Origin of the sequence: Motiliproteus sediminis (assembly GCF_017912535.1) — a bacterium.
GTDB lineage: Bacteria > Pseudomonadota > Gammaproteobacteria > Pseudomonadales > Balneatricaceae > Motiliproteus > Motiliproteus sediminis.
This window is the reverse complement of the sequence record NZ_JAERQK010000008.1, coordinates 138,127-162,437: the sequence shown is the minus strand read 5'-3', so window position 1 is coordinate 162,437 and position 24,311 is coordinate 138,127. Positions and strand designations below refer to the sequence as shown.

Below are 24,311 nucleotides of genomic sequence, written 5' to 3'. Positions count from 1 at the left end.
GCCATGGGATATGTACCGAGCTGGCTCAACCGCGACGAGGTATTCGAGTTTCTGAAACCGGAACCTTCAGCCCGACTGGATCTCAGCCACAACTGCATCCTCTATCTGGAGGACCTCAACGTCAGCTTTGACGGCTTCAAGGCGATCAACAACCTCAACCTCTACATCGAACCGGGTGAGCTGCGCTGCATCATCGGCCCCAACGGTGCGGGCAAGACCACCATGATGGACATCATCACCGGCAAGACCCGGCCCGACAGCGGCAAGGCATTCTTCGGCCAGCGCATCGACCTGCTGAAGATGAGCGAAGCCGAGATCGCCGCCGCGGGCATCGGGCGCAAGTTTCAGAAACCCACCGTGTTTGAAGAGCTGTGCGTGTTCGAAAACCTGGAACTGGCGATGGCCGGCGACAAGGCGGTCTGGCCCACCTACCGGGCACGGCTGTCCGGCGAACAGATGGACCGCATCGAGGAAACCCTGGTCCTGATCGGGCTGGAGAACGACCGCTGGCTGCGCGCAGGGATTCTCTCCCACGGCCAGAAGCAGTGGCTGGAGATCGGCATGCTGCTGATGCAGAACCCCAAGCTGCTGCTTGTGGACGAGCCGGTGGCGGGGATGACCCATCAGGAGATGGACCGCACCGGTGAGCTGCTGACCTCGCTGGCCGGGGAGCGTTCGGTGGTGGTGGTGGAGCACGACATGGATTTTGTCCGCTCCATCGCCCGCACCGTTACCGTGCTGCATCAGGGTTCGGTTCTTGCAGAGGGAACCATGGACCAGGTGCAGTCGGATTCGCGCGTCATCGAGGTATATCTGGGTGAATAACCGGTCGACAGACGTTAACACTCTGGTCAAAAACAATAATTACCCGCCCGCCACAGGAGCGACAGCTATGAACAATCTGGCGACAAACAGGGATGAGAGGCCCGCTAACGCACCGGGCAAGGACAGCCTGCTCTCTATTCGTGCACTGAATCAGTTTTACGGCCAAAGCCATACCCTCTGGGACCTGGATCTGGAGGTACCCGGCGGCGCCTGCACCTGCCTGATGGGGCGCAACGGCGTCGGCAAAACCACGCTGCTCAAATGCGTCATGGGACTGCTGCCCACCCGCTCCGGCGAGCTGCGGTTCAACGGTCAGGATCTCGGCCGCGCCTCGGCGGAAAAACGCGCCGCGCTGGGGGTGGGTTACGTGCCGCAGGGACGGCAGATCTTTTCGTTGATGACGGTGGAGGAGAACCTGCAGATCGGTCTGCCGGCACGCAGCGACCGCCAGAAAAAGATTCCGGAGTTCATCTTCGAGCTGTTCCCGGTACTGAAAGAGATGCTGCACCGCCGCGGCGGCGACCTGTCGGGCGGCCAGCAGCAACAGCTGGCCATCGGCCGCGCACTGGTGACCGATCCGCAACTGCTGATTCTGGACGAACCCACCGAGGGGATTCAGCCCAACGTGGTGGCGGAGATCGGCGACATCATTCGCAAACTCAACCGCGAGATCGGCCTCACCGTGCTGCTGGTAGAGCAGAAACTGCCCTTCGCCCGCAAGGTGGCAGACCACTTCTGCATCCTGGATCGCGGCCGCAACGTTGCTTCCGGTGGCATCGAGCAGTTGTCAGACGAACTGGTGAAGCAGTACCTGACCGTTTAACGGCCCCGTAGGGAGCGATGCGCCAGCCCGGAGCCGCGCACCATAACAGTGCGCGGCGCGGGAGCAGCACCGGTTCAGGGCGCTGGCCGCAACCGCCAGCAAGCAGGCGGGCCCGCGGCACTGGCCGGCCACCGCTGCCACCCCCTGTCTGCCCGCAGATACAGCGCAGTGCAGCGTTCATCCCTCAGATTGGTCCGCTTCTTGCGAAGCATCAACAACAGCAGTCGGCCCGGTGCAGCGCGCTCATGACACCCCAAAAACAAACCTGAGCGCATCGGGCCGCAATCAACCACAGGGATCGCAGCAATGAATCAGGCGCTGGCCCGAGAATGGCCCTCTTCCACCGGCTACGGCACCGAACGTCAATGGCGCGCCCGGATTGCACTGGGGTTCGAAGCGCGCCACGGTCGCACGGCCCTGCCACAGCTGACTCACCAGGGGCCGCTGCGGGTGCAGCGTCCGTTCTACCCCGAAGGTCCGGTATGCCATGTGTATCTGCTGCACCCGCCAGGCGGTCTGGTCAGCGGTGACCAGCTGCAGATTGACGCCCAGCTCTCGTCTGACTGTCACGCCCTGATCACCACCCCCTCCGCGGGCAAGATCTACAAGGGCGACAGCTGCGGCGTCAGCCAGTACCAGCAGGTCAGGCTGCAACAAGCTGGGGGCAGCACACTGGAGTGGCTGCCGCAGGAAACCATCCTCTACGACGGCGCCCTCGGTCACAGCGACACCCGGATCGAGCTCAGCGGTGATGCGCGTTTTATTGGCTGGGAGCTGATCTGCCTGGGCCGCCCGGCCAGCAACATCCGTTTCAGCAACGGCCATTTTGTTCAGAAAACCCGGCTCTACCGCGACGGTGTCCCGCTGCTGCTGGAACAACAACAGCTGCAAGCCGATAACGCTATCGCCAGCGAACGCTGGGGGCTGCAGGGCTACCCGCAGCTCGGCTCGCTGTATGCCGTCGGTTTCAGTGAAGAACCCACCGCACTGTTAGCGCAGCTGCGCGCCAGCCTCGAATCACTGACGGGAGCGCACCTCTGCGTAGCGGTGACCTGGCGCCGCGGGGTGTTGGTGGCGCGGCTGCTGGGACAGGACAGCGAACAGGCCCGCCTCTGCTTTACCCGGCTGTGGCAGCAGATCCGCCCGGCCCTGCTGGGGTTGGACGCCACGCTGCCGCGGATCTGGCTGACGTGAGCCGGCCGCATCGAACAACCATGACCATGCAATCACCGAATCAACGGAGCAGACGATGGAACTGACCCCCCGCGAAAAAGACAAGCTGCTGCTGTTTACCGCAGGCCTCTTGGCGGAGCGGCGCCGCGCCCGCGGCCTCAAGCTCAACTATCCGGAGGCGGTGGCGCTGATCTCCTGCGAAATCATGGAGGGCGCCCGCGATGGCAAAACGGTGGCGGAACTGATGAGTTTCGGCCGCACCATTCTCGGCCGCGACGAGGTGATGGATGGCATCGCCGAGCTGATCCATGAAGTACAGGTGGAAGCCACTTTCCCTGACGGCACCAAGCTGGTGACCGTGCATCAACCGATTCAATAGGAGGCCGTATGATTCCCGGCGAACTGCAGCTTCAACCCGGCGAGATCGAACTCAACGCCGGTCGCCCGACCCAGACCCTCAAGGTGGCCAACACCGGTGACCGCCCGATTCAGGTGGGTTCCCACTACCACTTTTTTGAAACCAACCCGGCCCTCAGCTTCGACCGTGACGCCGCCCGGGGCTGGCGGCTCAATATTGCCGCCGGCACCGCGGTGCGTTTCGAGCCGGGCCAGACCCGTACCGTGGAGCTGGTGCCCTACGCGGGATCGCGCACCATCTACGGGTTCCGCGGCGAGGTGATGGGCAGGCTTGATGACAGCCAGCAGGGAGGCAACTGAGATGGCCAGGATTTCAAGGCAGGCGTATGTCGATATGTTCGGACCCACCACCGGTGACCGGGTCCGCCTCGGTGACACCGAACTCTGGATCGAGGTAGAGAAGGACTACACCGTTTACGGCGACGAGGTGAAGTTCGGCGGCGGCAAGGTGATCCGCGACGGCATGGGTCAGGCCCAAGTCACTAATGAAGGCATGAATAATACGGCGATGGATTGCGTTATCACCAACGCGCTGATCCTCGATTACTGGGGCATCGTCAAGGCGGATGTCGGCATCAAGGGCGGCCGCATCGCTGCCATCGGCAAAGCGGGCAACCCGGACACCCAGGAGGGCGTCACCCTCATCGTCGGTCCCGGTACCGAAGTGATCGCCGGCGAGGGCCAGATCCTCACCGCCGGTGCCATCGATTCGCACATCCACTACATCTGCCCGCAGCAGGTGGACGAAGCGCTGATGTCGGGCGTCACCACCATGATCGGCGGCGGCACAGGCCCCGCCACTGGCACCAACGCCACCACCTGCACCCCCGGCCCCTTCAACATCGGCAAGATGCTGCAGGGCACCGACCACCTGCCGATGAACTTCGGTTTTCTCGGCAAGGGCAACGCCAGCCTGCCGGAGGCGCTGGAAGAGCAACTGAAGGCGGGGGTGATGGGACTCAAGCTGCACGAGGATTGGGGCACCACCCCGGCCTCCATCGACGCCTGCCTGAGTGTCGCCGACCGTTATGACGTGCAGGTGGCGATCCACACCGACACCCTCAACGAATCCGGCTTTGTCGAAGACACCCTGGCCGCGTTCAAGGGCCGCTCGATTCATACCTACCACACCGAAGGCGCCGGCGGCGGCCACGCCCCGGATATCATCAAGGCCTGCGGGTTGCCCAACGTGCTGCCCTCCTCCACCAACCCCACCCGGCCCTACACGGTCAACACCGTGGACGAGCATCTCGACATGCTGATGGTGTGTCACCACCTCGACCCCAATATCCCCGAGGATGTAGCCTTTGCCGATTCCCGTATCCGCAAGGAAACCATCGCCGCGGAGGACATCCTCCACGATCTCGGCGCATTCTCGATGATCGCCTCCGACTCCCAAGCGATGGGCCGGGTGGGCGAGGTGATCATCCGCACCTGGCAGACCGCCCACAAGATGAAGGTGCAGCGTGGTCTGCTGCCCGAAGACGAGAGCCTTGGCTGCGACAACTTCCGCGCCAAGCGCTATATCGCCAAGATCGGCATCAACCCGGCCATCAGCCACGGCATCGGCCACGAGGTAGGCTCCATCGAGGTGGGCAAACTGGCCGACCTGGTGCTGTGGAAGCCCGCCTTTTTCGCCACCAAGCCCTCGCTGATCATCAAGGGCGGCTTTATCGCCGCCGCCCCCATGGGTGACCCCAACGCCTCGATTCCGACTCCGCAGCCGGTGCACTACCGCCCCATGTTCGGGGCGTCACCCCGTGCCGCCGCGGCGACCAGTCTGACCTTTGTGTCCCAGGCAGCGCTGGACAGCAACCTGAATGAGACATTGGGGCTGCAACGCACCCTCGCCGCCTGTCGCAACGTGCGTTCGGTGGGCAAGGCCGACATGGTGCTCAACGACTATATGCCAACCATGGAAGTGGACCCGGAAACCTACGAGGTGCGTGCCGACGGCGAACTGCTCAGCTGCGAGCCGGCTGAAGTATTGCCCCTGGCACAACGTTACTTTTTATTCTGACGGACCGAACCATGCTGAAAATTACTCAACGTTTTGATGGTCAGCCCGCCGCCATTCTCGACCGCCTGGCGCTGCCCTACGACCTGCGTAAACGGGGTCGTTTCAAAGCCACCACCGAGGGTGGGCGCGAAGTTGGCGTATTTATCGAACGCGGCCAAGTGCTGGCCGAAGGTGATCTGCTGCAAAGCGACTGTGGTCAGCTGATCCAGGTCACCGCCGCGCCGGAAGCGGTGGTCACCGCCTCTACCGATGACTGGCTGGCGTTCGCCAAAGTCTGCTATCACCTCGGCAATCGCCACGTGCCGCTGCAGGTGGGCGAACGCTGGCTGCGCTTTCAACCCGACCACGTACTGCAGGAGCTGGCCGAGCGTTACGGCCTGACCGCGCTGGTCGAACAGGCGCCTTTTACCCCGGAAAACGGCGCCTACGGCCTCAGCCATATCGGCCATGAGAGCCATACCCATGGGCAGGGTCATTCCCATAGCCATAGCCATAGCCATAGCCATAGCCATAGCCATAGCCATGGCCAGGATCATGACCACGGGCATGAGCACAACCATCTGCATAAGCACGGGCATTCCCATGCCCACTGAACCCACCTGCACCTCGTCAACCACGGGTGGCAGTCGCGCACTGCTGCACCTGTTGCACCTGACCAGTCCGTCGCTGCCGATCGGCGGTTTCGCCTATTCGCAGGGGCTGGAGTACGCCATCGACAGCGGCTGGATCACCGGCGACGTCGAACTGCAACAGTGGCTGCAGGGGGTGCTGGGCGAGGGGATGGCGCGGCTGGAACTGCCGCTGCTGCTGCGCTTCGCCGAGGCTTATCGGCAGCATGACGACGCCGCGGTGCGCTACTGGAACCAGTGGCTGTTGGCCAATCGCGAGACCAAAGAGCTGCTGTTCGAAGATCAGCAACTGGGCCTGGCCCTGCGCAGGCTGCTGCTGTCGCTGGCGGTGATCGACGCCGATGACCGGCTGCCCGAAGAACCCAGCTACTGCAGCCAGTTCGCCCGTGCTGCCGTCCACTACGGGGTCGGTGACAGCGAGATGCTGAACGGCTTTGCCTGGGCCTGGCTGGAGAACCAGATCGCGGTGGCCTGCAAGACCCTGCCGCTGGGGCAGACCGCCGCCCAGCAGCTGCTGATGCGACTACTGCCGGCGATTGATACCGCGGTGGCGCGCGCCCAGCAGTTGGCCGATGACCAGCTCGGTGCCACCCTGCCCGGCGTAGCCCTGGCCAGCAGCCTGCATGAAACCCAGTATTCGCGCCTGTTCCGCAGCTGAACCGGCACACCGTTCATTTATTCAAAGGATTCAAGGAGAACTATCGATGACTACCCAATGTCTGCGTGTCGGTGTCGGCGGCCCGGTCGGTTCCGGCAAAACCGCGCTGCTGAAGGAGTTGTGCCAGGCGCTACGCGCGCACTACAACCTGGCCGTGGTCACCAACGATATCTACACCAAGGAGGACGAACAGTTCCTGCTGCGTCATCAGGCGCTGGAAGCCGACCGCATCATGGGGGTGGAAACCGGCGGTTGTCCGCATACGGCGATCCGCGAAGACGCCTCCATGAACCTCGCCGCCATCGACGAACTGCAGTGCCGCCATCCGGGGCTGGAACTGGTGTTGGTGGAGAGCGGCGGCGACAACCTCAGTGCCACCTTCAGCCCTGAACTCTCGGACCTGACCCTGTATGTGATCGACGTCTCCGCTGGCGACAAGATCCCGCGCAAGGGGGGCCCCGGCATTACCAAGTCGGATCTGCTGATCATCAACAAGACCGACCTGGCCCCATTGGTGGGTGCCTCACTGGAGGTGATGGACCACGACGCCCGGAAGATGCGCGGCGAACGCCCCTTCGTGTTCAGCAACCTCAAGAGCGGCCAGGGGCTGCAGACCATCATCGACTTTATTGTCGAACAGGGGATGCTGGAGCCGCGGCAGGTAAAGGTCGGCTGATCGCCGTTGTATCAATACCCACAACCACCGCCCCATTGGCCGTAAACTGACAGCCGACGGGGCGGTTCAGGCACCCCTGATCGGCACCTGAGCCCCCGACCCGCGGGCATTAGCGCGGCTTGACCCGCCGCGGCACACTCTTTGCTGACTACCTGATATTGCGCAGATTTTGCTGACACAGGTATTTCGCATGAACGATGCACTGATCCCGGTCCGGGTCGCCGACAAGTACCCCATCGCTACAGACACGGTCGCCCTTGAGCTGGTCGCCGCTGACGGCGGCGAGCTGCCGCCGTTCACCGCCGGTGCCCATATCGACGTCCAGATCGGCTACGGCATCAGCCGTCAGTACTCGCTGGCCAATGACCCGGCGGAAACCCACCGTTACCTGCTGGGCGTATTGAAAGCCCCCAACAGCCGCGGCGGTTCGGCCATGCTGCACGATCTGGTGATGCCCGGTTTTCAGCTTAATATCAGCCCGCCCCGTAATCTGTTTCCACTGCGAGAAGACGCACCGTTCTCACTGTTGATCGGCGGTGGTATCGGCATCACCCCCATGCTCACCTTCGCTTACCGGTTGCAACAGCTCGGCAAGCCGTTCGAGCTCCACCTGCACGCGCGCAGTCGTGAACGAGCGCCCTTTCTGGAACTACTGACCAGCGCACCCTTTGCCAACAAGGTGTATCTGCACCTCGACGATGACCCCGAAGGTGGTGTCGACTATCGCGCTTTGCTAGCCGGCAACGCCGCTACTGAGGTGTACCTCTGTGGGCCAAACGGCTTTATGGAGGCCATCGGCTCGGCGCTGCAGGGCGCCATCGTGCCCGAGCAGCTCCATCGTGAGGTGTTTGACGCCGCCGAACCGGCAGCAGTTAATCAGCCCTTTGACGTACAACTGGCAAGCAGTGGCGATGTGCTGACCGTGCCCGCCGATCAAACCCTGGTCGAAGCGCTGCAGTTGCACGGGGTGCCGATCTCGCGCAACTGCCCGCGGGGATTCTGTGGCGGTTGCGCGGTAACGGTGCTGGAGGGCGAGGTCGATCACCGCGACAATGTACTGCCGCAGGAACTGCGCGATGCTGGCCGGATGCTGAGTTGCGTTTCACGCGCCAAAAGCGGCCGCCTGCTGTTGGAGCTTTGAATGACCACCCCTGTCGAATCAGCAGCGGAGCTGGATCGCTACCAGTCATTCTGTGGCCTGGAGTGCGAACAGCGCGCTGAGCAACTGGTCGCCCATGTTCTCGAGTTAGCGGCGAAGCGCGCGCCAGACAACCGTTTCTGGACCCTGTTCGCCGCCAAGGCCAACCAGCCCGGCGGCCCGGACGCGCTGTTTCTGGTGCACTCCTACGTGTTCTACATGCGCGAACTGCTTGAGAGCCATGACGACCCGCACGGCCTGAGACTGCTCGACGCGCTGGAGCGGGATTGCTGCTGAAACGGATCTGTTGAGGCCGCCGGCAAGAGACTAGATCGGCCAGACCCAGAGCAGCATGGGAGTGCCCACCAACAGGATCAGCAGCTCCAGCGGCAAGCCCATACGCCAGTAGTCGCCAAAGGTGTAGCCACCAGGCCCCATCACCAGCGTATTGGACTGGTGACCAATAGGGGTCAGAAAAGCGCAGGATGCTCCCACGGCCACCGCCATCAGCAGCGGGTCCGGGTTGAAGTTAAGCGCCAACGCCATATCCCGCGCGATGGGAGCCATCACCACCGCCGTCGCCGCATTGTTGATCACATCGGACAGACACATGGTGATCAGCATGACCAGCGCCACGATCATGAACGCAGGCAGCTCAACCACCAGTCCGCTGGCCACATCAGCGATGGTGGCCGCCAGTCCGGTGGACTGGATCGCACCACCAACCGGCAACATCAACGCCAACAACACCAGAATCGGCCAGTCGATCGGCTCATATAGGCTGCGCAGCGGCAGAATATCCAGCAACAGATACGCCAACACGGCGATACAGAACGCCGCTGGGAGCGGCAGCCAGCCGGCAGCGCCCGCGGTGATAGCCAGCGCAAACACCGTACCCGCCAATAGCAGGCGGCGCGGCTGACCGAGACTGAGGTCCCGCTCCGCCAGAGGCAGGACACCGAGGCGATAAAACTGCTGATCCACCACCGACCGTTCACCCTGTACCAACAGCACATCGCCCGGTTTGAACAGCTGGTCGGCCAGCCGCCGGTTCATAATGCGCCCCTGACGCGCCAGCGCCAGCGGCGTCAGCCCTCCCGCGGTCAGGCTGCTCAGTTCACTGATCCGGCGACCATCAAGGCGCGATCCTTGCTGTACCACCCCCTCGACCAGCTCCAGATCGCGCTCTGCGGGGGTGTTGCCGTCCGTATCGCCGGCCCCATGCTGCGGCGCCCCTTCGAGCAACAGGCCGTTATCCTCTGCGAACCCCGGCACCTGCTCGATATCGCCACGCAACAACAGCACATCGCCCACGGCAAGACGCCAGCGCGGCGATACCGTTCGTAAGCGCCCGAACCGCGCTACACCGACCACTTCTAACCCATCATTCAGCCCCGACAGTTCGCTGAGTTCGGACCCCACCAGATCGTTATCCTCGGCAAGCCGCAGCTCCACCAGATATTCCTCAATGGCAAACAGTCCCTGAGGTTGATTGCTGCTGCGACGCGCCTTTGGAATCAGGTGCCAACCAATCAGGGCGATAAACAGCACCCCGCAGAGCGCAACCACGCCGCCCACTGCGGTAAAGTCAAAGAAGGCAAAGCTTTCGGCCTGCTGTTCGGCGCGAAAGGTAGCAATGATGATATTGGGCGGGGTACCGATGGCGGTAGTCATACCGCCAAGAATGCTGCCAAAGGCCAGCGGCATCAGCAGGATGCCGGGCGAGCGCTGGTGATGGTGCGCCGTTGCCAATGCGATGGGCAGAAACAGCGCCAGCGCGCCAACATTGTTCATGAACGCGGATGCCACGGTGACCGCCGCGGTCAACACCAACACGTGCAGGGTACTGTTGTGGGTCAACCCGGTCAGGTGGCTGGCGATCCAGTCCACCAGCCCGGAACGGCGCAACGCATCGCTCACCACCAGCACCGCCGCCACGGTGATCACCGCCGGGTGGGAAAAGCCCTCAAACACCCGCTCTGCCGGCACCAGACCGGTGAGCACGCAGGCCAGCGCCGCCAGCGCCGCCACTACATCATGGCGGAAGCGGCCGGACACAAACAACCCCAGCGTGACCAGCAGAATGACAGCAATCATGGTCTGGTCGATGGTCATAACAGTATCCCTGTGTGGGGTCGCCAGGCGCGTCGCCCTCCGCAACACTCTGCTCCAGTATGAACAATCCAGGCAGGATTGGGCCACGGCGATACTAAAGTGCTGACCCTTGGCAGGCGAAAAACTGTTATCGTGGAGTGATAACAGAAGCACAACAACAATAACAGCGAGTCAGTTATGGAATCGGGGTTCTCCAACCTCAGAAAGTTTGTCGCACCGGAGATCATCTTCGGTGTCGGCGCGCGCAAAGCGGCCGGTAATTTCGCCCGCACCTTTGGTGCCCAACGGGTAATGATTGTCAGCGATCCCGGCGTGGTGGCCGCCGGCTGGGTCGACGATGTCGAAATCAGCCTCACCGAGATCGGCATCGAAACCCATCGTTACACCAATGTCAGCCCCAACCCCCGCGCCGAAGAGGTGATGCAGGGCGCCGAGCTGTACCGCCAGCTCGGTTGCAACCTGATCGTCGCCGTTGGCGGCGGCAGCCCGATGGATTGCGCCAAGGGGATCGGCATCATCAGCGCCAACCAGGGCCATATTCTCGACTTTGAGGGGGTCGACCGCATTCTGTCGCCGATCCCGCCACTGATCTTCGTGCCGACCACCGCGGGCACCTCGGCCGACGTCTCTCAATTTGCGATCATCTCCGACCCGGAAACCCGCAACAAAATCTCCATCATCAGCAAGGCGGTGGTGCCGGACGTGTCGCTGATCGACCCGGAAACCACCCGCACCATGGACCCCTTTCTGACCGCCTGTACCGGCATCGACGCCATGGTACACGCGGTGGAAGCCTACGTGTCTACCGCCGCCGGTCCGCTGACCGACATGCATGCGCTGGAGGCGATCCAACTGGTGTCCGGTAACCTCGCCGCGCTGGTGGCCAACCCCGAGGACATTCACCTGCGCGAGCAGGTGATGCTCGGCAGCCTCAAGGCGGGGCTGGCGTTTTCCAATGCCATCCTCGGCGCGGTCCACGCCATGAGCCACAGCCTTGGCGGCCATCTGGATCTGCCCCACGGGCTCTGCAACGCCATCCTGCTGGAGCATGTGATCGACTACAACTACGTTTCGGCGGAGGACCGCTTCCGCAAGGTGGCCGAAACCGTGGGCATCGATACCCGCGGCATGAACGCAGCGCAGATCAAGCAACGGCTGCTCGCCGGTGTGCGTCACCTGAAAAGTGAAGTCGGCCTCACCCAGCGCCTCAAGGAGGCCGGCGTCAGCAGCAGCGACATTCCGATTCTGTCAGGCAAGGCGTTGAAGGACCCCTGCATCCTCACCAATCCGCGCAAATCCAACAAGCGCGACGTCGAGGTAGTGTATGAGGAAGCCCTCTAACCGCCGCGACGATCAGGCGCTGATCGAAAACCTGATCGGCCTCGGCGATTTCTCCGCCCGCAAGAGCTACTACCCCGAGCTGCAGCGCAAGATCGACGAGCTAGAGGCGGAGAAAGACCGCTACAAGTGGCTGTTCGAAAACGCCCTGCACGGGATATTTCAGGCCACCACAGATGGTGCCATTCTCACCGCCAATCCGGCCATTGCCAGGATCTGCGGCTACGCCTCGCCGCAACAGCTGGTGCGCGCCATTGGCGATATCGCCTCGCAGCTGTTTGCCGATCCCGACGATTTTCGTCGACTGTTGAAACTGCTCGGTCGAGACGGCCAGCGCACCGGCTTCGAAACCCTGCTGCAAACCCGCCAGGGGCTACAGGTCGATGTGTCCATGAACGTATTGCTGAAAAGCGCCGACGAGGGCCTCATCGAAGTGTTCGTGCAGGACATCACCGAGCGAAAAAAAGCCCAGCGCGAACTGACCAAGCTGAACGAAGAACTGGAGCAGCGGGTGCAGGACAGGACCCGTGAGCTGAGCCGGGTGAACCGTCATCTGGTCGAAGAGATCAAGGAGCGGCGTGAAATCCAGAGCGCCCTCTCCCACGCCAAACAGGAAGCCGAGGAAGCCAACCGCAGCAAGGACCGCTATCTGGCTGCAGCCAGCCATGACCTGCTGCAGCCGATGAACGCCGCCCGGCTGCTGGTGGCCACCCTGCAGGAACAGCTGCGTTGCGAGCACGCCGACGACAACCACCGCCAACTGGTGGAGCGGATTCATGTGGCGCTGCACGGCGCTGAAGAGCTGCTGACCGATCTGCTGGACATCGCCAAGCTGGACGCCAACGCCATCAGCCCCGACCCCAGCCGCTTCGAGATCGATACCCTGTTACGTTCGCTCACCACCGAGTTCGAACCTTCGGCCCAGCAATCCGGACTGCGCCTCAAGGTACGGCGCAGTAACGCCATCGTGATGAGCGACTCGCGCCTGATGATGCGGATCTTGCGCAACTTTGTCAGCAACGCCCTGCGCTATACCGCCACCGGCGGTATTCTGATCGGCTGTCGCCGCCGCCGTGACCGGCTGCGTATTATGGTGTGCGACACCGGGCCCGGAATGAACGAGCAGGAACAGGCGCGCATCTTCGCCGAGTTCCAGCAGCTGGATAACCGCATCGCCGGACGCGACAAGGGGGTGGGCTTGGGTCTGGCGATCGTCGATCGGATCGCCCGCATGCTGGATCACCCGATCAGGGTGGTCTCGCGACCGCAGCGGGGTTCCTGTTTCAGCATCGAGGTGCCGCTGTGTGAGCTGCCCGCGCCCGCCCCCGTTGGCACGCCGTTCTTCCCCGACACCATCGACAATATTCGTGGCGCCCGGGTACTGGTGGTAGAGAACGAAGAGGCGATCATTCACAGCATGAAAGCCCTGCTCAGCACCTGGGGCTGCAGCGTGCACACCGCCACCAGTATCGACACCGCCCTCAGCGAGCTGGCCTCAATGCCACTGCCACCGGCCATCGTACTGGCGGATTACCACCTCGATCGGGAGGAAACCGGTGCCGAGCTGATTCGCCAACTACGCCAGCAGTGCGAGCGCGAGCTACCAGCCATCGTCATTACCGCTGACCGTAGCGATCCGGTGCTGGCAGAACTGAAACAGCTGGGAGTCTCCCGCCTCAACAAGCCGGTCAAACCCAACAAACTGCGCGCCCTGATGAGCCACTGCCTGCTGACACACTGAGCCGGCAGGCGATCACCGCCCGGCCGGCTTCAACAACGGCAGAACATCAGTTCTCTCTCATCTATACTATGCGGATGACACCGCCAACCCCACCCATAGAGTTCGTTAAAAGCGCACCCAATCATAAGGTTAAGCGTCATGCGCTGCCGATTGAGCTGAACCGTCTGCAACAGATCTGTCACTCGGTCGCTGCCATGGTCGGCTGCAAGATATCGATCATGGCGGGCGACGGCGAGATCGTCGCCTCGTCGGTCCCGGAACGTATCGGGATCCGGCACGAGGGGGCCGCCCGCATCCTGCGGGGAGAGATCGACGAGCTGGAGATCGACGCCGAACTGTCGCGCCGCTCGGGGGTCATGCTGGAAGGCTGCAACCTCGGCATCGATATGAACCAGCAGCGGGTGCTCTGCGTCGGTGTCGCAGCAGCCCTGGCCGATGCCCGTCAGTTTGCCTCCATCGTCAAAGCCTGTATCGAAGAGATGCTGAAAAATGAGGTAGGTCACCTGTCGATCCAGCATCAGCTCCGTACCGAGATCAACGAACGCAAACTGCTGGAACAGAGCCTGGCTGCCAACGAAGTTCGCTTTCGCCAATTTGCCGAGACCTCCGCACACTGGCTGTGGGAGATGGATGCAGCGCTGCGTTTCAGTTACTTCTCCGCCCGTCTGAAAACCTATCTCGGCCTGGAACCGAAAGAGCTGATCGGCAAAACCCGCCTCGACCTGACTCGCGACGGCGACCTCTCTCCCCAGTGGCAAGCACACCTGAGCCTGCTGGAGCGGCATGAGCCCTTCAGTGACTTTGAGTACGACGCCTGCCTGCCCAACGGAGAACAACGGATCTTCCGCATCAGCGGCAAGCCGCTATTCACCACCGACGGTCGCTTTGACGGATACCGCGGTACCGGACGCGACGTCACCGACGAGGTACGCAGCCAACGTCAGGCGGACCAGCTCAAGCAGCGCCTGGACGACGCCCTCGAAGCGATCACCGATGGTCTGCTGCTGACCGACTCCGACCACCGCCTGGTGATGTGTAACACCGCCTATCGGCAGGCAGTCCCTGCGGTGGCGCCGCTGCTAAAACCGGGCATCCACATTCAAGAGCTCAACCGTGCCCTGCTGGAAACAGGGATGGTCCGCGTCCCCAGAGAGCATTGGGATACCTGGCTGCAGAATCGTTGGCAGCAGTACCTGCGCTGCGATAAACAGCTGCTGTTTCCCACCCTCAACGACCACTGGATCGAGGTTAATCAGTACCGAGCTCAGGACGGCGGCACCCTGATTCTGCGGCGCGATATCACCGAACGCATGCGCCATGAAGAGCGCCAACGACTGGCGTCAACGGTGTTCGACAACACTCAGGAAGGGATCATCATCACCGATGCCGAACTGCGGATCATCGCAGTGAATCCGGCCTTCACCGAACTGACGGGCTACAGCGAAGCGGAGGCGATCGGCAAAAAAACAAACCTGCTAAAGTCCGGCAAACATGACCAGGCCTTTTACCAGCAGATGTGGGACAACCTGAATAACGGTGGCCAGTGGTGCGGAGAGGTCTGGAACCGGCGCAAGAACGGCGAGGTCTTTCCTGAATGGCTGTCGATCACTGAAGTACGTGGCAAGAACCAGGAACTGTTGAACTATGTTGCGGTATTTTCCGATATCTCGGCAGTGAAAGAGACCGAACAGCAGCTCGAATATCTGGCCCATCACGACCCCCTTACCGAACTGCCCAATCGCATGCTGTTTATGGCCCGGCTGAAGCATGGACTCCAACGTGCACGACGTGAAGGTACCTCCGTCGCCCTGCTGTTCCTTGATCTTGACCACTTCAAAAAGGTCAACGACAGCCTCGGCCATGCCGCCGGCGACCAGCTGTTACTGCAGGTCGCCGAGCGTCTCTCCGGTGCGGTGCGCGAGCAGGATACCGTGGCGCGGCTGGGCGGTGATGAATTCACCCTGCTGCTGGAGGGGCTGGTAGACCACACACCGGTGGATACCATCGTCAGCAAACTGCTGGAACGGTTCCGTGAGCCGTTTCAAATCGAAGGCCAGTGGTTCCATGTCACCACCAGCATCGGTATCAGCATCTCGCCACAGGATGGCAGCGATGACACAACCCTGCTGCGCAACGCCGATACTGCGCTCTACAAAGCCAAGGAGCGTGGGCGCAACGAGTACCAGTACTACTCGGCCGAATTTACCCGCCAGGCGCAGCAACGTACCGAACTTGAACAACTGCTGCGAGAGGCGCTGCAGGAGCAACAGTTCACCGTTTATTACCAACCCCAGATCGCCGTGGAGAACGGCCGCATTACCGGTGCCGAAGCGCTGGTGCGCTGGATCCATCCACAAAAAGGGATGCTACCGCCGGACCAGTTCATCCCGCTGGCGGAAGAAACCGGGCTGATCCGGCCGCTGGGGTTGTGGGTGCTGGAGCAGGCCTGCCATCAGATGCAGGCCTGGCTCAATAACGGTTACCCGTTGCACAGCATGGCGGTTAATTTCTCTCGCAAGCAGTTGATCGAAGGGCTGTTCGTAGAGCAGATCAGTGACATTCTCCAGCGCAGCGGACTTGATGCCCGTCACCTGGAGATGGAGATTATCGAAAGCCTGATCATGGAACAGTCGGACGAAGTGATGCAGGCATTGGAGCAACTGCGCAAGATGGGCGTATCGCTGGCGATTGATGACTTCGGCACCGGCTATTCGTCGCTGGCTTATCTCAAACAGCTGCCGGTCACCACCCTCAAGATCGATCGCTCGTTTGTCAGCGATATTCCGGACGATCCCAATGATGCCGCCATCGTACAGGCGATTCTGGCGCTCGCCGCCAGCCTGCATCTGGACGTCGTCGCGGAGGGGGTCGAAACCCGCCAGCAGGCGGACTTCCTGTTACTGCAGGGCTGTCGCCAGGCGCAGGGATTCTATTACGGCCGCCCGATGCCCGCTGATGAATTCGAACGACTGCTGCAAAACCCCGATGCCGATGGACTCCCCCGCCTGCCTCTCGCGGGGCCGTTCCAACCGGGAATCGACTACCAGATCTGACCGGATCAGTTCACAGGGTGCGAAACTGCCCTACCAGCCCCTGCTGGTCGTCAATGGTGTGCAAAAACTGCTCGGTATGCTGCAATGCTGCGTGGGCATTATCCTTGGTGCGCGCCGAGAGCTTATTGATACGGCCCAGATTGGAGGCGATCTCTCCGGCCACCGCGCTCTGCTCCTCGGTCGCCGAGGCCACCTGAATCGACAGATCGGTCACCTGATCCACCAGCTGGGTAATCTGCACCAGCAACTCACTGGCGTGCGCCATCTGGGCGGATGCGGCAGCGGAACTTCGCTGGCTTTTGTCCATACAGGCCACACTGGATGACACCCCACCGCGCAACCCGTCAATCATCGACTCGATCTCGCCGGTGGATTCCTGGGTCCGCTGCGCCAGCGAGCGTACCTCATCAGCCACCACCGCAAAGCCGCGCCCATGCTCGCCGGCCCGGGCCGCCTCAATCGCCGCATTCAAGGCCAACAGGTTGGTCTGCTCGGCGATCGACTTGATCACATCCAGCACCGTACCGATCTGCTCACTCTGCTGAGACAGCTGGGTAATCTCCTCGGTGGTCTGCGCCAGCTCTTCCGCCAGGGCGCGGATCGACATATTTGCACGTTCAACTTCAGTGTTGCCCTCCTGACTGACACTGCGCGCCACCCGCGCCGCCTCGGAGACCGCCGCGGTGTTATCTGCCATCTCGTGACTGGTGGCGGACATCTCCTCCACCGCCGCGGCCACCTGTTCGGTTTCGCTCTGCTGCTCGGTGGCACTGGTCAGGGTTTCATTGACACACGAGGAGGAAGCCGCCGCGTCACGACGCACATGCTCACAGGTGTCTTCGACCCGTCCGACCACCGCCCGCAGCTCCGACTTATACATCTTGATCGCCAGATCGATCTGGCTGATGTCATCGGTTTTGCCGGTATAGATGTACTGCATCAGCTTATTGCAGACCTTGCCGCGGGCCTTTTCCGTCAGCCGGTCAAGCGGCCGGGTAAGCCCGTAGTTCAGTGCCACCACCGCAATCAAGGATGCTAACGCCGCCGCCATAACCAGCGCGCTGTCTGCCATTACCGCCGTAATGATCACCGGCAGTAGCGCGACGGCAGCCCCCAGTGACAAGCGTTGAAACAGGCTGGTAGCGGGGCGGGTCACGGCGCGCGGCATCTTGCCGGCGTTGATCTGCGCATAGGTCTTTTCCGCGCGCTCCACCCGCTCGCGCTTGGGCTGAAAGCGCACCGACTGGTACTCCACGACCGTTTCGCCGTTGCGAATGGGAGTCACATAGGCATCAACCCAGTAATGATCGCCGCTCTTGGCGCGGTTCTTCACGATCCCCATCCAGCTATTGCCGGTCTTGAGGGTCGTCCACAGATCCTCGTAGGCGGCCGGCGGCATATCGGGGTGGCGCACCATATTGTGGTTTTTACCCATCAGCTCGTCGAGGGTGAACTCCGCCAGCTCCGAAAAGGTATCGTTAGCGTAGGTGACTGCGCCCTTGAGGTCGGTGGTGGAAAGAATGCTGTAGTGGGGAGGAAAGGTCTTTTCTTTTTGCGAGACGGGAAAGTTCTTTTTCATCGGAAAGGCCCTTGACTGCTGAAAGCGAGCCACCGGCAGCAGCTCCAACAGGCCCTAACGACCTGTAAACCATCGAGTAAACTTTAACCATATTAAAACCAAGGTCAAACAGTCATCAACTGATTTTGCATTAGAATTGATAAATTGCATTTTGCTTACTTTTTGCAGGCCATAAGTGTCCGCAGCAAAGCCGCAAAAAAAATCTACCATAACAGGTGTGGACTATTGCAATTTGACAGATGTTGTCAAATGATACTCTTGCCGCGCCGCAACAATTTTATATCAGCATCAACACAGGGCTGATGGCCGATCAGGATGGATCGGCAGAGGTACTCGATGGACGGAACCGAACTAAACGCCCCCTCCCGAATAGAACAATCCGCCAGATGGTTGGCATTGCCGGTCGCGGTGGGGTTGCTTTGGTGGCTGTCACTGGCCAATTTTCTCGCTTTTCACACCCTGGTCGAACTCGCCACCATCAGCGTGGCTGCACTGATCGCTCTAGCCGGCTGGGAGCTTCGCGCCAGAAGCAAGCACAACTACCTGTTCTCACTGGCCGTACTTTACGGCTGTATCGCCCTGATCGACTTCGCCCATACGGTGACCTATGAAGGGTCGCTATTTGCCGGCGATCTGGGTCCCAATCCGCCAACGCAACTATGGATTCTGGCACGACTGATTGAGGCGGCCGGGCTGGCCGTGATTTTCAATTTCCAGACCCGCGGCGTGCTGGCTTCCCGCTATGCCATCGGACTGACGATGGCGACCGCCGCGGGGCTGCTGGCGATCTACCCGGCCCAACTGTTCCCGGATGCCTTTATCCCCGGTCAGGGTCTGACTGATTTCAAGATCACGGCTGAATTCGTAGTTATAGCCCTCACCGCTCTGGCCGGTTACGGGCTGTTCCGCTATCGGGCACGCTTTAAGCCGGTGCAAGTATCATCACTCACCTACGCGCTGTTTTTCACCGCCCTGGCCGAGCTCTGTTTTACCCAGTATGCCTCGGTTTACGGACCGGCCAACGCACTGGGCCATCTGTTCCGCTTGAGCTCCTACTTCTTTTTATACCGCGGGTTAATCTGCGACAACGACGTTGACCAGCAGCGTTCGCTGGAACGAATCAACCCGCGAGCCGCTTTAATCGCCCTGTTACTTTGCATCGGCGGCATCGCCATCGCCGCGGGGATTCGTAACCACGAACACGGGATGCAGAAACAAGCTGAAGCTTATACCAATACACGCCATCTGCAGGATATAGCCAGCTCGCTGGAGATCGCCATGGAATCGCGGCTGCGCCTGACCGACAGCCTGAAGGCGTTTGTGCTGGCCAATCCCTATTTCAGCAAAGCCGAGTTCCACACCTTCACCGACACTCTTTCGCAGGGTATGCCGGGCATTATCAGCCTGCAACTGGCACCCGAGGGGATAGTCACCTATGTCAGCAACGAAAACCGCAACGCTAAGGCAATCGGCCATAACCTGCTCAAGGACAGTCGCCGCCGGGAGGCGGTCAGGCAAGCCATCGATTCCGATCAGGTGATCGTCGAAGGGCCGGTCACCCTGATTCAGGGGGGACGCGCGCTGATTGCCCGCCAGCCGATATTCACCCGGTACTCGCAGGAGACAACCCGGTTCTGGGGGCTGGCCACAGTGCTGATCGATGTTGACGCGCTGCTCAACAGCACCATGCTCAACGAATTTGCCCAGCACTTCGATGTGGCTCTGCGCGGTCTTGATGGCCGCGGCATCGAGGGAGCGGTGTTCAGCGGCCAGCCAGCCATTTTCGAGGATAATCCGCTGAAAGCGGTGATCTCGCTCCGCAACGGTGCCTGGCAGTTGGCGGCCAAACAGCATCCCCATGCCCACGAGTCCCAATTTATTCTCTCGTCGTGGTACTGGCCCAGCATTCTGCTGTTGAGCGTCCTCGTTGTTATTGGCAGTTACCGCGTAGTCAACCATCGCTACGCCTTGGTTAATGCCGTCGACACGGCCACTTACCAGCTACAGCAGGAGGTGGTACGCCGCCGGCAAGCAGAGTCAGACCAGCGCCATCAGGCAACCCATGATGCGCTGACCGGTCTGGCCAACCGCCGCCTGTTTATAGAGCTGGCCGAACGAGCACTGCTGCAGGCAAAGCGCGATAATATCGAAATGTCGGTCTACTTCATGGATCTGGATGGCTTCAAACAGGTCAACGACAATCTCGGCCACGCGGCCGGCGACCAGTTACTGCGCTCGGTGTCTTACCGGCTGCAAGAAACCTTACGGCAATCGGACATTCTGGCGCGGGTTGGGGGGGACGAGTTTATCGCGTTACTCAGCTCGGCCGGCGCGCAGGAATTGCGCTCGGCAGAAACCATTATCGAGGTGATCAGCGAGCCCGTGATGACCAGGTCCGGGCCGGTTCAGGTCGGTATCAGCATCGGTGTCTCAGTATTCCCCCATCATGGCGATACGGTTGATCAACTACTGGCCGCGGCCGACCAGGCTATGTACCGAGCCAAGCGGAAGGGTAAAAACCGCCTTGAGGTCGCCGACAGCAGTCTGCTCCCTGACCGGACAACGGCCAAGTAAACCACGCTCGCAGCTACCGGTCCGGCGCCCTCCAGAGCTGCGAAATGACATCCATCAATACCCTCTCTTTTTGTAGGTCATAAGTGCCAGCACCAAAGTAGTAGTTTTTTAGACTCGCTGTGGAATGTGGGCTCCAGCACCCACTCCGTAACATGGCTGCTAACAACAATAATCATCAGGATCGGGCGCATTACCGGTCCGGGAGCAGCCTCCATGAATCTGGTCACTCCGTCACTGGCGGTAGGCAGCCGCCTCGACGCCGCCGACGCCGAACAGTTGCAGCGGCATGATATCCGCGCCGTCCTGAGTCTTGCCCCCGCCGCCCGTCCACGGGGCATCTGGTGCCAGCTGCACCTGCAGATGGCCGACCGCCAGCCAATCCCGGACACCACTATCCGCCGCGCGATGGAGTTCATCCATGCCCAGCAACAGCTGGGCCGGCGGGTGCTGGTGCATTGCGAGATGGGGATCTCGCGTTCCCCCAGCCTGATCGCCAGCTACCTGCACCAATACCAGCAGATGGAGCTGGAGCAGGCGGTTGCACTGATTAAACAAGCCCGCCCCCAGGCTGAGCCCCACCCGGAGCTGCTGGCATCACTGCGTGACTATCACGCCGTGCGCTTGGCCCAGGAGAGTGCGGCATGAAACTGATGCGCTTCCAGCACCAGCAAAGCTGCTATCAGGGCGTGGTCGCTTACGACCGGGTACTGGTGGTCCACAACCTGTTTGAACGGCCGCTGCGTTACACCGGCCTCAGCTTTGCCCTCAATCAGATCACCCCGCTGGCACCCTGCTGCCCGGGCAAGATCATCTGCGCCGGCATCAACTACCGCGCCCATGCGGACGACGGCCATACCCTGCCGTCGCAGCCGCTGCTGTTTCTCAAGCCGGCCAGCGCGGCCACCGGGCCCGACTGCGACATCCCCTACCCCGCCTTAAGCGGCCGCATCGGTTTTGAAGGCGAGCTCGGCGTCGTCATCGGCAGCCACACCCAGAACATCGACCCCTATCTGGCCGAACAGAGCATTCTCGGCTACTGCTGCGCCAACGATGTTACCGCGCGTGACATTCAGGAGGCCGAAGACAACTACGGTACCGCCAAGAGCTTTCCCGGATTCGCCCCCTTTGGCCCCTGGATTGAAACCGCTCTGGACCCGGCCGATCTGTGGCTGGAAACCCGCGTCAACGGTGAGCTGCGCCAGCGCGCCCACAGCAGCGATCTGCTGTTTCCGGTACAGCAGCTGATCGCCTATATCAGCCAGGTGATGCCACTGGAGCCGGGCGACCTGATTCTCACCGGCACCCCACAGGGGATGGGTGACTGGCAACCGGGCGATCGGGTCGAGGTCAGCATCAGCGGCGTCGGCACTTTGGGCAACCGCTTGGCCACGCCGGCCGCAACGACTGTCGCCGATACCACGCTGACCCTTCAGGCCGAGGTCTGTTATGGCTGAAGCGCTGCAAAATCTGCCGGTCGCCCGTGCGGTGATCGATCTCTCGGCCAACGAGAATCCGCTCGGCCCGTCGCCGAAAGTGGCTGCCGCGATTCAGGCCGAGATCACCGGCCTGCACCGCTACCCCAGCCGTGAAGGCACCCGGCTGCGTGCTCTGTTGTCGCAGCAACTCGACCTTGAAAGCAACCAACTGCTGCTGGGCAATGGCGCCTCGGAACTGCTGGATATCGCCGCGCGCGTATTGCTGCAACCGAGTGACGAAGCGATCATACCGGTGCCCTCGTTCATGCCCTACCAGAAGGTGGTGGTCCGTGCCGGCGCCAACGCCGTCACCGTAAGCAACGCCCCCGGCCCGATCGATCTGGACGCTATTGAAGCGGCCATTACGCCGCGCACCCGTCTGATTCTGCTCGGCAACCCCAACAACCCCACCGGGAGCTATATCGACGCACCAGCGCTGGACGCCTTTCTGGCGCGGGTGCCGGACGGGGTGCTGGTGGTGATCGACGAGGCCTACGTCGAATACGTTACCGCCACCGACTACCCGGACGCGCTGCAACGGATCCGCTGCGGCGCGCCGCTACTGGTATTACGCTCGCTCTCCAAAGCCTGGGGGCTGGCGGGGCTGCGCATCGGCTATGGCGTCGGCCAGCCAGAGTTGATCGCCCGCCTCAACGCCTGCTGCCAGTTCTATAACACCAACGCGCTGGCGCAGGCGGCAGCCTGTGCCGCACTGCAGGATCAGGATCACCTGCGGCGCACCCGTGACCTCAACCAGCGCAGCATTACTTACCTGACCTCAGCGCTTGAAGCGCTGGGGCTCAGGGTCTGGCCCAGTCAGGCCAACTTTCTGCTGGTCGATCTCTCCCCTCACGCGATCGATAGCGAACAGCTGGTCGATCAGCTGGCCCGGCGCGGGCTGCTGCTCAAGCCGATGGGCCGCTTCGGCCTGCCCCACTGCCTGCGAGTCAGTACCGGGCTGATGCACGACAACCGCGCCTTTATTGAAGCGCTTTCCAACCTGCTCCGGCGCCTTCCCTGTGACGATGGCACCGAGAACAACAACGACAAACAGGAGCAACGTCCATGGTGATGATGATGGCCCCCGGGGGCACCAAAGAGATGGCGATGCGGGTACTCGACGCCGGCGCCGATTCCACCTACGTGGGGGTCAAGGGCTGGAGCCGCCGCGGCAATGCCGAAGAGCTGCCGGACGACCAGATTCATGAGGTGATCGATTACGCCCGCGCCCGTGACAAGAACGTGCGCATCGTGGTCAACACCCTGCCCAGCTCCACCGAAATCCCGATGTTTATGGAGCGGGTCAAGATGTACCACGAGTGGGGCGCCACCGGCTTCATGATCTCCGATATCGGCTGCATGCAGCTGGTACGCGACCAGATCCCGACCGCCGAAGTGCACACCAGCGTCGGATGCGGCATCGTCAACTACGCCGATGTTCACTTCCTCACCGAACTGGGTGCCACCTACGTGGTGCTGCCCTACCGCCTGAGCGTGGCGGAGATCGAGGCGATCAAACGGGAAAACCCCAACACCGGTATCGAGGTGTTCCTGTTCAAGACCCCTTCCGGCGGCAAGATCTGCCCCGGCAAGTGCATGATGAGCAGCTACTTCAGCTTTGAGCGCACCCTCGACGAGGAGGGCAAGGACCTGTTCTTCGGCAGCGCCAGTCGGGGCGGCGACTGTCTGCGGGTGTGCCAGACCGAGTGGGACTTAGAGACCGAGGCTCAGCGCCACCAGCAGGAGATCACCATCAAGAGCAATCCGTCCCTGTGGCTGACCGAACTGCCCGCTTACCTCAAAGCCGGCGTCGGCTGTCTCAAGGTGCCGGGGCGGGACCGCTCGGTGGAACTGGTGTGCGACATCACCAACGTCTACCGGCGCGCGGTGGACGAGATCCTCGGCAGCGACGCGCCCAAATTGATGCCGCTGGAACGTGAGCTGCAGGCGCTGCGCGAACGCTGGAAGGCAGAACGCAACAACCGCGACGACGGCCTGATCAGCTCGGCGCTGGCGGCGTCGAATCGTGCTCTGGTGGCCGACGCAATCGGCTACTGATACCCATTCTCTTTATTCG

General features: G+C 61.7%; 21 protein-coding genes. 19 read left to right on the top strand and 2 right to left on the bottom strand.

Annotated elements, in window-relative coordinates:
- Positions 1–3: 3 nt before the first annotated feature.
- From urtD to cowN, 11 genes are all read left to right on the top strand, one after another.
- Complete coding sequence (urtD, locus tag JJQ76_RS14080; RefSeq protein WP_210397525.1) at positions 4–825, top strand: urea ABC transporter ATP-binding protein UrtD; 822 nt, start codon at positions 4–6, stop codon at positions 823–825.
- Positions 826–952: 127 nt separating this feature from the next.
- Entirely contained in the window at positions 953–1,648 is a 696-nt protein-coding gene (gene urtE / locus JJQ76_RS14075; protein WP_210397524.1) for an urea ABC transporter ATP-binding subunit UrtE, read from the top strand.
- Positions 1,649–1,954: 306 nt separating this feature from the next.
- Positions 1,955–2,842 (top strand): urease accessory protein UreD, encoded by an 888-nt coding sequence (locus tag JJQ76_RS14070; RefSeq protein ID WP_210397513.1) that lies wholly within the window; start codon positions 1,955–1,957, stop codon positions 2,840–2,842.
- A gap of 55 nt (positions 2,843–2,897) precedes the next feature.
- Complete coding sequence (gene ureA / locus JJQ76_RS14065; RefSeq protein ID WP_210397512.1) at positions 2,898–3,200, top strand: urease subunit gamma; 303 nt, start codon at positions 2,898–2,900, stop codon at positions 3,198–3,200.
- Between the two features lie 8 nt (positions 3,201–3,208).
- Positions 3,209–3,538 carry an urease subunit beta gene (locus JJQ76_RS14060; protein ID WP_210397511.1) on the top strand — a complete coding sequence of 110 codons (330 nt, stop codon included), beginning with the start codon at positions 3,209–3,211 and terminating at the stop codon, positions 3,536–3,538.
- A gap of 1 nt (position 3,539) precedes the next feature.
- Entirely contained in the window at positions 3,540–5,258 is a 1,719-nt protein-coding gene (gene ureC / locus JJQ76_RS14055) for an urease subunit alpha (RefSeq protein WP_210397510.1), read from the top strand.
- Positions 5,259–5,269: 11 nt separating this feature from the next.
- Positions 5,270–5,851 carry an urease accessory protein UreE gene (gene ureE / locus JJQ76_RS14050; RefSeq protein WP_210397509.1) on the top strand — a complete coding sequence of 194 codons (582 nt, stop codon included), beginning with the start codon at positions 5,270–5,272 and terminating at the stop codon, positions 5,849–5,851.
- The gene (locus JJQ76_RS14045; RefSeq protein ID WP_210397508.1) at positions 5,841–6,545 is read left to right on the top strand and encodes an urease accessory protein UreF; all 705 of its coding nucleotides are present in this window, start codon (positions 5,841–5,843) and stop codon (positions 6,543–6,545) included. The genes ureE and JJQ76_RS14045 overlap by 11 nt, the downstream gene beginning before the upstream one ends.
- A 46-nt stretch (positions 6,546–6,591) precedes the next feature.
- The gene (gene ureG, locus JJQ76_RS14040) at positions 6,592–7,221 is read left to right on the top strand and encodes an urease accessory protein UreG (RefSeq protein ID WP_210397507.1); all 630 of its coding nucleotides are present in this window, start codon (positions 6,592–6,594) and stop codon (positions 7,219–7,221) included.
- Between the two features lie 190 nt (positions 7,222–7,411).
- Positions 7,412–8,362, top strand: a complete 951-nt coding sequence (locus JJQ76_RS14035; RefSeq protein WP_210397506.1) for a PDR/VanB family oxidoreductase — start codon at positions 7,412–7,414, stop codon at positions 8,360–8,362.
- A complete protein-coding gene (gene cowN, locus JJQ76_RS14030; protein ID WP_210397505.1) occupies positions 8,363–8,656 on the top strand; it encodes a N(2)-fixation sustaining protein CowN in 294 nt (97 codons plus the stop codon).
- A gap of 30 nt (positions 8,657–8,686) precedes the next feature.
- Here cowN and JJQ76_RS14025 read toward each other — a convergent pair whose 3' ends face one another.
- Positions 8,687–10,474: an SLC13 family permease gene (locus JJQ76_RS14025; protein ID WP_210397504.1), complete on the bottom strand. Its 1,788-nt coding sequence runs from the start codon at positions 10,472–10,474 to the stop codon at positions 8,687–8,689.
- Positions 10,475–10,651: 177 nt separating this feature from the next.
- Here JJQ76_RS14025 and ercA point away from each other — a divergent pair, with 177 nt between their 5' ends.
- The 3 genes from ercA to JJQ76_RS14010 all read left to right on the top strand — a co-directional run bounded on the left by ercA (position 10,652) and on the right by JJQ76_RS14010 (position 16,606).
- Positions 10,652–11,815, top strand: a complete 1,164-nt coding sequence (gene ercA / locus JJQ76_RS14020) for an alcohol dehydrogenase-like regulatory protein ErcA (RefSeq protein ID WP_210397503.1) — start codon at positions 10,652–10,654, stop codon at positions 11,813–11,815.
- On the top strand, positions 11,799–13,553 hold the full coding sequence (locus JJQ76_RS14015; protein WP_210397502.1) for a PAS domain-containing hybrid sensor histidine kinase/response regulator: 1,755 nt from the start codon (positions 11,799–11,801) through the stop codon (positions 13,551–13,553). Before ercA ends, JJQ76_RS14015 begins: the two co-directional genes overlap by 17 nt.
- A gap of 74 nt (positions 13,554–13,627) precedes the next feature.
- Positions 13,628–16,606: an EAL domain-containing protein gene (locus JJQ76_RS14010; RefSeq protein ID WP_210397501.1), complete on the top strand. Its 2,979-nt coding sequence runs from the start codon at positions 13,628–13,630 to the stop codon at positions 16,604–16,606.
- A 10-nt stretch (positions 16,607–16,616) separates the two neighbouring features.
- Here JJQ76_RS14010 and JJQ76_RS14005 read toward each other — a convergent pair whose 3' ends face one another.
- Entirely contained in the window at positions 16,617–18,185 is a 1,569-nt protein-coding gene (locus tag JJQ76_RS14005) for a methyl-accepting chemotaxis protein (protein ID WP_210397500.1), read from the bottom strand.
- A gap of 336 nt (positions 18,186–18,521) precedes the next feature.
- Here JJQ76_RS14005 and JJQ76_RS14000 point away from each other — a divergent pair, with 336 nt between their 5' ends.
- From JJQ76_RS14000 to JJQ76_RS13980, 5 genes are all read left to right on the top strand, one after another.
- Positions 18,522–20,759 (top strand): sensor domain-containing diguanylate cyclase, encoded by a 2,238-nt coding sequence (locus JJQ76_RS14000; RefSeq protein ID WP_210397499.1) that lies wholly within the window; start codon positions 18,522–18,524, stop codon positions 20,757–20,759.
- Between the two features lie 213 nt (positions 20,760–20,972).
- Positions 20,973–21,404 (top strand): dual specificity protein phosphatase family protein, encoded by a 432-nt coding sequence (locus JJQ76_RS13995; protein WP_210397498.1) that lies wholly within the window; start codon positions 20,973–20,975, stop codon positions 21,402–21,404.
- Positions 21,401–22,213 carry a fumarylacetoacetate hydrolase family protein gene (locus JJQ76_RS13990; protein WP_210397497.1) on the top strand — a complete coding sequence of 271 codons (813 nt, stop codon included), beginning with the start codon at positions 21,401–21,403 and terminating at the stop codon, positions 22,211–22,213. The genes JJQ76_RS13995 and JJQ76_RS13990 overlap by 4 nt, the downstream gene beginning before the upstream one ends.
- Positions 22,206–23,306 carry a histidinol-phosphate transaminase gene (gene hisC, locus JJQ76_RS13985; RefSeq protein ID WP_210397496.1) on the top strand — a complete coding sequence of 367 codons (1,101 nt, stop codon included), beginning with the start codon at positions 22,206–22,208 and terminating at the stop codon, positions 23,304–23,306. Before JJQ76_RS13990 ends, hisC begins: the two co-directional genes overlap by 8 nt.
- Complete coding sequence (locus tag JJQ76_RS13980; protein WP_210397495.1) at positions 23,300–24,292, top strand: peptidase U32 family protein; 993 nt, start codon at positions 23,300–23,302, stop codon at positions 24,290–24,292. The genes hisC and JJQ76_RS13980 overlap by 7 nt, the downstream gene beginning before the upstream one ends.
- The last annotated feature ends 19 nt before the right edge of the window (positions 24,293–24,311 follow it).